At 35.4% G+C, this 8822-nt stretch carries 8 protein-coding genes; all 8 read left to right on the top strand.

Features of this window, described 5'->3' with window-relative positions; translation table 11 throughout:
* Positions 1 to 329: 329 nt before the first annotated feature.
* Positions 330 to 1604 (top strand): DUF4099 domain-containing protein, encoded by a 1275-nt coding sequence (locus AAKU52_RS11740; RefSeq protein WP_354333632.1) that lies wholly within the window; start codon positions 330 to 332, stop codon positions 1602 to 1604.
* Positions 1573 to 2241 (top strand): hypothetical protein, encoded by a 669-nt coding sequence (locus tag AAKU52_RS11735; RefSeq protein ID WP_354333630.1) that lies wholly within the window; start codon positions 1573 to 1575, stop codon positions 2239 to 2241. The genes AAKU52_RS11740 and AAKU52_RS11735 overlap by 32 nt, the downstream gene beginning before the upstream one ends.
* A gap of 51 nt (positions 2242 to 2292) precedes the next feature.
* The gene (locus tag AAKU52_RS11730; protein WP_354333628.1) at positions 2293 to 3117 is read left to right on the top strand and encodes a topoisomerase C-terminal repeat-containing protein; all 825 of its coding nucleotides are present in this window, start codon (positions 2293 to 2295) and stop codon (positions 3115 to 3117) included.
* A gap of 495 nt (positions 3118 to 3612) precedes the next feature.
* Positions 3613 to 4695 (top strand): hypothetical protein, encoded by a 1083-nt coding sequence (locus AAKU52_RS11725; RefSeq protein ID WP_354333626.1) that lies wholly within the window; start codon positions 3613 to 3615, stop codon positions 4693 to 4695.
* Position 4696: 1 nt separating this feature from the next.
* Positions 4697 to 5170, top strand: a complete 474-nt coding sequence (locus AAKU52_RS11720) for a PH domain-containing protein (protein WP_354333624.1) — start codon at positions 4697 to 4699, stop codon at positions 5168 to 5170.
* Between the two features lie 21 nt (positions 5171 to 5191).
* Positions 5192 to 5686: a hypothetical protein gene (locus AAKU52_RS11715; protein WP_354333622.1), complete on the top strand. Its 495-nt coding sequence runs from the start codon at positions 5192 to 5194 to the stop codon at positions 5684 to 5686.
* A 511-nt stretch (positions 5687 to 6197) separates the two neighbouring features.
* On the top strand, positions 6198 to 6557 hold the full coding sequence (locus AAKU52_RS11710; protein WP_354333620.1) for a DUF6876 family protein: 360 nt from the start codon (positions 6198 to 6200) through the stop codon (positions 6555 to 6557).
* 248 nt (positions 6558 to 6805) lie between these two features.
* A complete protein-coding gene (locus tag AAKU52_RS11705) occupies positions 6806 to 8095 on the top strand; it encodes a hypothetical protein (protein ID WP_354333618.1) in 1290 nt (429 codons plus the stop codon).
* Positions 8096 to 8822 lie beyond the last annotated feature (727 nt).

Genomic DNA, 8822 nt, shown 5'->3' with positions numbered 1-8822 from the left:
TTTAGAGCTAATCAAAGGGGTGTTGTAGATACTAAATTCTTCCTGTTCAGAATGGAAAAACTTTTTGCCTAATCCCCAATTATTTTATGTGACCCTCAAAAAGTCGTAAAAGCCGATGGTAAAGAATTTATAATTCAGGATATCGACACAAAACACAAAACGAAATTGACAACTAGCGACCAATTGTTTAATTCTTTGGTAAAGGCAAAACGAAACCCTGAAAAGGTCGAAGCCATCAAGGCCGAAAAGCATAATAGTATTTCGATCCACCCCACACCCGAATTACAAACAGAAAACAGTATTAGACGCAAATTTTAATTATAGAAATTATGAATACGGTATTAGAAAATCACTTACCAGTACAGGAGTTAGAAAAAGTTGGCCTTATGAAAGATGGTCAGTTATTAATGGACAATTCAAATGCGACCGCTTTAAAAAGGGGCAACGTTACTGATCTATTGGAAATCAAGAATATTAGAGGCAACGGCTATGGTATAGAGAGCTTAAATGCCCGTGTGTCTATCATTAAGGAAAAAGGCGAGAATAAGGTTAGATTTGACCCTATTTATAAAGAAATACAAGACCATCCACTTTTAGAAACAGAAGAAAAGGACAAGCTTGTTAATGGTCAACAGACCAATATCAAAAAAACGACTTCCATGTATGGTACAATCGTATCTCATGGTAAAGACCATTTTCAATTCGACCCTAAAGAAAGTTCTAGTTACTACATCGAGCTTGCAAAGGAAGACGGCACTTCAAAACATATTTGGGGTGTTGATTTAGATAAGGCTTTGGCTCAATCGCGCCATAAAATTGGCGATAAGGTACAGCTTAACAATTTGGGAAATAAATTGGTCGAGGTTGATGCCCCCATGAAAAACGAGGTTGGAGAAATTACCTCTTGGGAGAAAAAAATGGTTAACCGTAACACCTGGGAGGTGGTCGAAGCTCGGGAATTTAAAAAGGATAAAGATGCAGTAATTGAATACGACCCACAAACTAAACAGTTTATGAGTTATGACCCAGCCAAAATTAAATCTCCCGAAAAGATCAATGGGGAAACATTAAGCGCAGAAAAGAAACGTAAACTTAAAGAGGGTGAAGTGGTCGCTTTGGGAGATGGTACTGAAATCCAATTGAGCACATCTGATAAAAACGGAGTTCGCTCAAACCGTGCAGGTCTGGTACTTTCCATATTGATAGATGGAGGTATAAGCTATCTCTTGATTACGGGCATAAAAAGCCTTTTAGATAAAGGTAATCAACCCCCAAAGGCAACTTCTAAAGAAAAGGATGAAGCTTATTCTAAAGGGTATCTAAAAGCTTTGGTCGAAGTTGAAAAGCAACTGGACAGAAAACAGGCACAATTCCCTAACGATAAATCTATTTCGGCAGAAATTTTCCTAGTAAAAGGGGAGTTTAACAAGGCCTCAAATATGTCGGCAAGTAAATTGGATGAAATGAAAGTAGTGGACATCGAAGATGTCAAAAATGACATTAAGGTTCATCATCTTGATGAAAACGATCTTCCTGATGCCGTCAAAGAAAGAAATGAGGAGAAACAAAACGATGAAAAACAATCAACAGGCCGAGGCCGATAATGTTACCGTACCTTTGTTATCAAAATTAAACGTTGGGCAAAATGCCCAACGTTTTTTTTATAACTCCTTTTCAACTGATTTAGCTGGGCGATTAGTATTTAATTATGATCTTTTCGGCTCTGAAATCGTTGGCTTCAATTCCCACAAACTTTGCATTTCTACAGACTTTTGGTCATGGGGTAATGATAGTTTTCCGACCGATATTTTTCTATTTTTTTCCGCAATGGAGGCTATCGCATTTACAAATTATTTTGAGTTAAATTATGACTTTGACAGGTGTCTTTTTGTGTCTCTCGGTGTCAAGCCCTCAAAAAGTCAAGTTTTAAAACTTAAAGGCCTGTTTCACTCGGCCAATTACCATACAGTCTTCGGCAATGATCTTTTAGGGCATATCTATGACTGTAAAATATCGGTTTGGCTCAATAATAAAGATTGTCATTTTTCTTTGAAAAATGACATTATTCATATTGCTTCCAGCAATTTTAACAGCTCCTATAAGACTGCCGAAATACATCAGAAGAAATTTAAATTTTCTTCTTTTTGCCGTGTTTTTGGAAAGCGTGTCAACTTGAAAATACATAAGCCGAAAAACGGCCAGCACATATATTTCTTCGACCTTTTGAAATCAAAAGATTGAATTAACGATATATAACTACATCAAGACGTCAATAAGTAAAACCTTTAAGTTATGAATAGAATTTTAAATTGCCCTGTTTGCAATCAAGGAGAATTGATTGAGGGCGCAAATGCCTATTTGTGTAACCATTTTAAAAGTATGGTTGACAAATGTAGCTTTCGGATTTTTAAAACGTATTTCGGAAAGAATATGACCGATGACATAGTTAAACATTTGTGCGATCATGGGACGACTGTTTTTTTTTACGATTTGGTTAATAAGGATAGTAAGCCTTTTGGTGCTAAGCTTACAATTGTGGACGGTTATATTAAGCCCCACTTTGATAATCAGAAACAGCTTAAATTACAAAGCGGATGCCCGAAATGTGGTAAAGGCGTGTTTGTGACTAATAAAGCATTTGTGTGCGAGGATTATTTTAATGATAAAGCTTGCGACTTGTATATAGGAAAAAAAATTGCAGAGGTAGAACTTTCTAATGACAATGCCGAAACACTTTTAAATGGCAATTTGACCGATTATAGAACTGATTTTATTAGTAATTCTAGCAAGGAGTTTGGTGCTAAGTTGAGCCTTGGTGACGACTATCATTTGAAGTTTGATTTTGAAATTTTGAAGTGTCCAAAATGTAAGACCGGTAGCGTTTCGTCTAATAACAAAGCGTATGGATGCTCTAATTATAGGGATGAAAATATTAAGTGTGATTTTACGATTTGGCGAGAGGTTTCGGGTAATAAGATTATGCTCAATGACCTGATAGACTTGTGTAATGGTAAAAAAACTGGTATAAAATTGTTTAAGCCTAAAGATGCAGATCAGTATAAAGGGCAGTTCCAATTGAATAATGAATATAAGTTAGAGATTGTAAACATTTGGTAAAAAAAGTTTTAGGGCATTCCACCGCTCTAGGCTTGCACGGGCTATCTGTTCATATCTTTTTGCGCACAACCCATTTGTAAATTAAGTAATTGCTTCTTTCCCTCTGGTACAGCGCATTACCCAATTTACAACACACCTCATAACAACAGCAATTTCCATTTCAAGGACCACGCCTTCGGTGAACCTTCGCCCGGGTTTCCTTACATTCCAATTTTGCTGTTAATATGAGTTTCCCATCAAAAAGGATAACCACTACTATCCCTGATGCTCATTAATAGAGTTTTTATTTACTAAACCCATTTTATCACCTATACCGCTGTGGATAGAAACCAAGGAGATGTTAACCCTCTAACAGATTTAGGGGAAATAGATTTTACCGATGATTTAATCGATTTTTTTGCACAAAAGCAAACCCCTAAGCCAATTAAGGACAATGGGGAACGAAAACGAGAAAATACAAGTGTCTCAAACAATCAAAATTTAAACCCCAAAAAAATGGAAATTTTTTCGCTTCCTGTTCAGGTTGCAAGGCAGACCGCTGAACAAATTGAATTTGTATCTAAAGAGCAAAACTCAAAACTTAAACTTAGCCCCGAGCAGGAAAAATCTATTCCTGATGTTATTGATGGTTTTACCCTATCTAAAAAGGATAAACAAAGCCTTTTTTTCGATAAATTTCAGCCTGTCGATAAAGATGTGTATTATTTCGTAGATAAAAACCACATAATTGCTAAAAACGATGGTAAAGCGCTGGAAAATGGGGTAAAATTTGTTAGTTTTGATAGTGTTAAATTCGATATGAAGAAAACTGAACTCAACTTAGACAATTTTGACTATTTAAAAAACAGCCTTAAGTATTTAGGGTTTGGCGAAAACCTCAATTCTGCATTAGAAGCCAGAATGAGGGAAGGTGCCGATAAATTCACACTCGGAGCAACAGCAGAGTTTAGTACCCCTATAGCAAAAGACCTCATCAATTATGAATTAAGGTTTAGCAAAAGTACCACATCCGATAAATTTTTTTTAAACAACTACCAGGCATCATTAGAAAAGGGGCTTAAAGATGGGAAATTCGATAGCCCTGTCAATCAGGTTTTTTTCTTAAATAAAGGAAATGATATTACTGCTAAAGAGGCTTACAATCTTTTGTCTGGTCGAGCCATCCAAAAGAAAGCCGAGTTAGGGGGCAAGGTTATTGATGGTCAGGAAACACCAAAACGTAAAGAGGACATTTGGGTAAAATTAGACATTGAAAAAAAGAACGAACAGGGAAACTCCCCTTTTAAAACGTTCCACAAAGGATACGGGTTCGACCTACAGGCTTCTTTACAAAAGCATTCAATCAAAGAACTAAACGACCCTGATAAAAGGGAACGTTTAATTTCATCCCTCAACCGCGGCAACTTACAGGCCGTAACCTTTGAGAAAAGTAGCGGAGAAGAAAAGGGCTACGTATCTGCAAACCCTCAATATAAGAACCTCAATATCTACGATAAGGATATGAAGCTACAGTTTGAAAAGAAAGAGGATATCAAAGTAGATAATCAGGAAACTAAAACCCTATCGAGAGGACGATAACATGGACAGCATAGGGACACCAGTACAGCAACCCTATTTGCAGTTAAGCCCAACATTAGCCTATTGTTTTTTAGCCATCTTCGGATGGCTTTTTCTTTCTATAGGCTTTTTAGTTGGGGCATATTGGATAAATATGCTTTGCTTACCTGCAATTATTATTTTGGGTATTGCCTTTTACCGTTTTTGGACTATCCGAAACACCATCTACATTCTTACGGAAGAAACATTAAAAATCCGAACTGGTATTTTCAGTTATACCCTCATTACATTAGAACTTTACAGGGTCAAAGATTATATCATAACCCAAAGCTTCATTATGCGGATTTTACAAATAATGACCTTAACCCTGATCACTACTGATAAGCAAGATGTAATAATTTCCCTGACAGGGATTAAGCAATCAACGCTCGGGGATACAGTTAGAGAGTTGGTACAAAAAGCTCGCTCAAAAAGCAAAATCATTGAATTAAATTAAAAACAACTTAAAAAAAAGATTATGAAAAACGTACTATCCTTATGTTTAATAGCCTTGCTATTTGTTTCTTGCAGTAAAAAAAGTGAAGATGGGATAAGCCCAGCCACGGATAAAAAGGTAAGGGTCGAAGTTGACCTTTCAGGTAACTATCAAAATTATCAATTACTATTTGCTGTAACTACCTTAACCACTTCTACAGGAGGCTTTGTTGCTCCTGAAATCACAACACCAGCAAATACATCTTGGACACAGATTATAGCAGAGGGAAACGCTTACAACTATATTGGCGAGCCTAAAAATTCTAAACTGATTATTGAAAGTAAAACGGTTGCAGGTAACTTGGCTTTTACCTTGTTGGCTACACAGGTGAATAATACCGATGATACCGCACAAATACCAATTACGGCAGTTGTAAAGGTTTTTGCTGATGGGACGCTATTGGATACCTTTAATTACACCGCTAAACCAGTTGGGCAGGTAACTGATCCATTAGTAAAGTCAATTAAAATAAATTAGTATACTGCATTTGATTGAATGTCATTTTAGGGCGTTAGCTTCCGCTAACCCCCTTTTTTGCTTTAATAAATTTTACTATCATTTCAATAGTGGAGCATGTGTAGATCCATTCAGCCCCACTCCTATTTTGATGGTGTTTTGAATTTCTGCAGATCAGGTATCCAAAGAAAAACACTATCGTTTCTTCCTTCCTAGAGAAAGCCGGCCATTCAAAAACAATAGTAAAAAATGTACCTCAGGTGATCAGCTTTATCAAGTTTTGATAGTATTAAACGAATCGTATATAAGTAAGGGGGGAGTTAGGACATATCAGTTTAAATACAAAGTTCGGCACATATCCCCGAAACGTGGGCAACCCCTATCCTACCCCACCAAATAATTTAAAAATAAAATGGGTATCCCTAAAGGGAAAAAGCCACCACATTTTTTTTTGAAATGAATTGCACTTATTCGGTTATAGAGCCGATGAAACGCATATAAACTAATTCAGGTTTATGATTAAGATAAAAAAATGGAAAATTTTAAATTAAACAACACGCATGAATTTAAAGGATTTATTGGCGGTTCAGAAAATTTCTATAAACATACTTTCGGTTCAATTTACACTGATGGAATAAAATACTTGGCCGATACTTATGAATGTTATTGGTTCTTAGATATAATTTCCATTTACTCAAATAAAATAAAAGGAGAAGAATTTCAGGTCTGGAACTTAAAAAGACTAAACGAAACCTCTCAATTTAAAATAACCGTTACCGACGGCAATAAGAATGTACTTAAGACTCTAGACATCCCTTTATCGGATTTTAAATCCAATCAGTTAGATGTTTGGCTTGTAAGCGGAACAATTATGTTGCCTGCTGAATATTAACTTTTATAACCCCAGTAATGGGGTTTTTTTATGATCGTGTGCTTACGGTCGAAATACTATTAGGGTTTTTGTGTATCATAAAACTAATAAATCCCCACTACGCTATCCATAAGCAGATTGACAGCAAAAGAAAAAAACCGTACTTTTAAATGCATGAAAAAATGAAAATAATACCAGTCAATTTTTTTTTAATTTAATATATATTTATATATTTGCGTCAAGACGTCAAGACGTTTAATTTTGATAATATGAGTACAACCGATATTTCCACTTTAAGCTATAACCTTTCCAGAGTTGATAGGTCTATCGCAGATAACTTGATGGACATCGATAAGTCATTTGGGAATGATGCACAGAATGTTTTAGACTTTATCATTTTTATGAGTAAAAAGTTAAATAACAATCTATTCGGATACACCCGATTTACAATTAAGGAATACAGTGAATTTACTGGTATTACTGCACAAAACCTTTGTTCTATGCATCCTGATGTTGCTAAAGGCATTGCCGGAAACACCGTCTATTCAGATCATAGTTTTGAAAGTATATTAGAATTTACGTTATTGAAGATGCTTAAAAACAACATTTTGTTTTCAAAAGTAATCCAATACAAAGATGATGGTAATATCATCCAGCTTGAAAACTTCCCCATCCTGAAGGATATTATTGTTCAGGGAGGTAATGTAATGGGTACTAAAAAGATTTACGAAGTCAGACTTTCGGATGTAATGATGAACGGTTTTGTTCAGCGTTATTATACTTTAGATACCACACGTTTACCAGTGATCGGCAAGGGAAAAGGAGGCCACAGCAGAAAGAAAATCTATATTTGGCTCAACAAGGTTTTTCATATTTATTCCTCGAGAGGAAACAATGAACAGATACCATTCTATAGCATCGATTTTTTAGCAGATATCGCTGGTGTAAGATTTAAAAAGGAACTCGAGAATAAAAAACAAGTAGAGAAAGAGCCAAAACACAAAAAAGAGGCTGTAAGTAATATTCTTAAGGCAATTCATAAGCAGATTAATAGCGAGCAGAATAAACTTCACTTCTCTTTTGATTACAAATTTGTAAATGGAGATACGAGTAATCCGTATCAGGAAGATTATTTTGTAAAGTTTGATTTCAAATCTAATTTGCACCCTGATGTTGTTAAACAGCTACAAGTTAGCCACAACCTAAAATTCTCACTTTTAAAGGCTTTAAGGATGTTCTTTGATATTTCCTATCCTATTGAACGTCTAAGCAAAATTGAAGCCCTAGAGACCGAGGCAGACAATTTCCAACGCTGGTTAAATAACAATGATGCTGATTTGCAAAAAAAGGTTGAGATCCTTAAAAATGCACACTTTAAAGCGAATAATTGGGATAAGAAAAAAGAACTAAAAGACAAGGAGGCAATTTCAATGATTTACAGCGGATTTTTAAGTATCGAACCTGTTTCAATACCCCAAGACCCTAATAGTATACCGACCTCCGCTAATAGTATGCCGACCGACCCTAATAGTATTTCGACCGCTAAAGAAAAAGCCTAATAGTATACCGACCGACCTTAATAGTATTTCGACCGAGGGGCTATAAACCCTAATAGTATTTCGACCGACCTTAATAGTATTTCGACCCGATTGACCGACCTTAATAGTATTTCGACCGAGACTAAAATAAAAAAGCCATTGATTTGATTGAATGGCGCTTTTTTTTAAGAACCCTAATAGTATTTCGACCATTATTATATCTTAATAACATAATCTATATATAAGGCGTTTGCGCAAAAAGCGCAAATATTTTTTTTGTTTTTGCCTTCGGCCATAGTTTAAAAAAAATCATTTTAAAGGCCCTCAATAGATTTTGTTTATACTTAACGTCTAAAGTTATCCTTTTACAAATAAAAAGGCATATAAGGGCTTAAAATTATGTTAACTGGATAGCCTGATACCTTTCTAAAGAACCATTACAGCAAAAAGAAAAAATAAAGCTGGGTTTTGGAAGAGAAAAGCAATAGAATGCAAATGCATTTAACTACAGCAAAGAGGAAAATATAATTCCTTAGTTGGCTACGGTCGAAATACTATTATAGTTTTTGTGTATCTAAAAACTGATTGTACCTCTCCCCTATTTAGCCCGATATTTTTTTGAAGAACCTGAAATGGAAAGCACAAATAAAATCCATACTACAAATGCCAGGCATATTAATAAAACTGGATGACTTGAACTTAAAGCACCGATCATTAAAAAGAAACTTACAAAAACTGCCACAATAAA

This window comes from Pedobacter sp. CG_S7, assembly GCF_040544395.1.
GTDB lineage: Bacteria > Bacteroidota > Bacteroidia > Sphingobacteriales > Sphingobacteriaceae > Pedobacter.
This window is presented reverse-complemented; position numbering and strand designations above follow the sequence as displayed.

Coding starts and splice junctions, on each gene's coding strand:
- AAKU52_RS11740 (WP_354333632.1), top strand. CDS start 330: ATGAATACGGTATTAGAAAATCACTTACCAGTACAGGAGTTAGAAAAA.
- AAKU52_RS11735 (WP_354333630.1), top strand. CDS start 1,573: ATGAAAAACAATCAACAGGCCGAGGCCGATAATGTTACCGTACCTTTG.
- AAKU52_RS11730 (WP_354333628.1), top strand. CDS start 2,293: ATGAATAGAATTTTAAATTGCCCTGTTTGCAATCAAGGAGAATTGATT.
- AAKU52_RS11725 (WP_354333626.1), top strand. CDS start 3,613: ATGGAAATTTTTTCGCTTCCTGTTCAGGTTGCAAGGCAGACCGCTGAA.
- AAKU52_RS11720 (WP_354333624.1), top strand. CDS start 4,697: ATGGACAGCATAGGGACACCAGTACAGCAACCCTATTTGCAGTTAAGC.
- AAKU52_RS11715 (WP_354333622.1), top strand. CDS start 5,192: ATGAAAAACGTACTATCCTTATGTTTAATAGCCTTGCTATTTGTTTCT.
- AAKU52_RS11710 (WP_354333620.1), top strand. CDS start 6,198: ATGGAAAATTTTAAATTAAACAACACGCATGAATTTAAAGGATTTATT.
- AAKU52_RS11705 (WP_354333618.1), top strand. CDS start 6,806: ATGAGTACAACCGATATTTCCACTTTAAGCTATAACCTTTCCAGAGTT.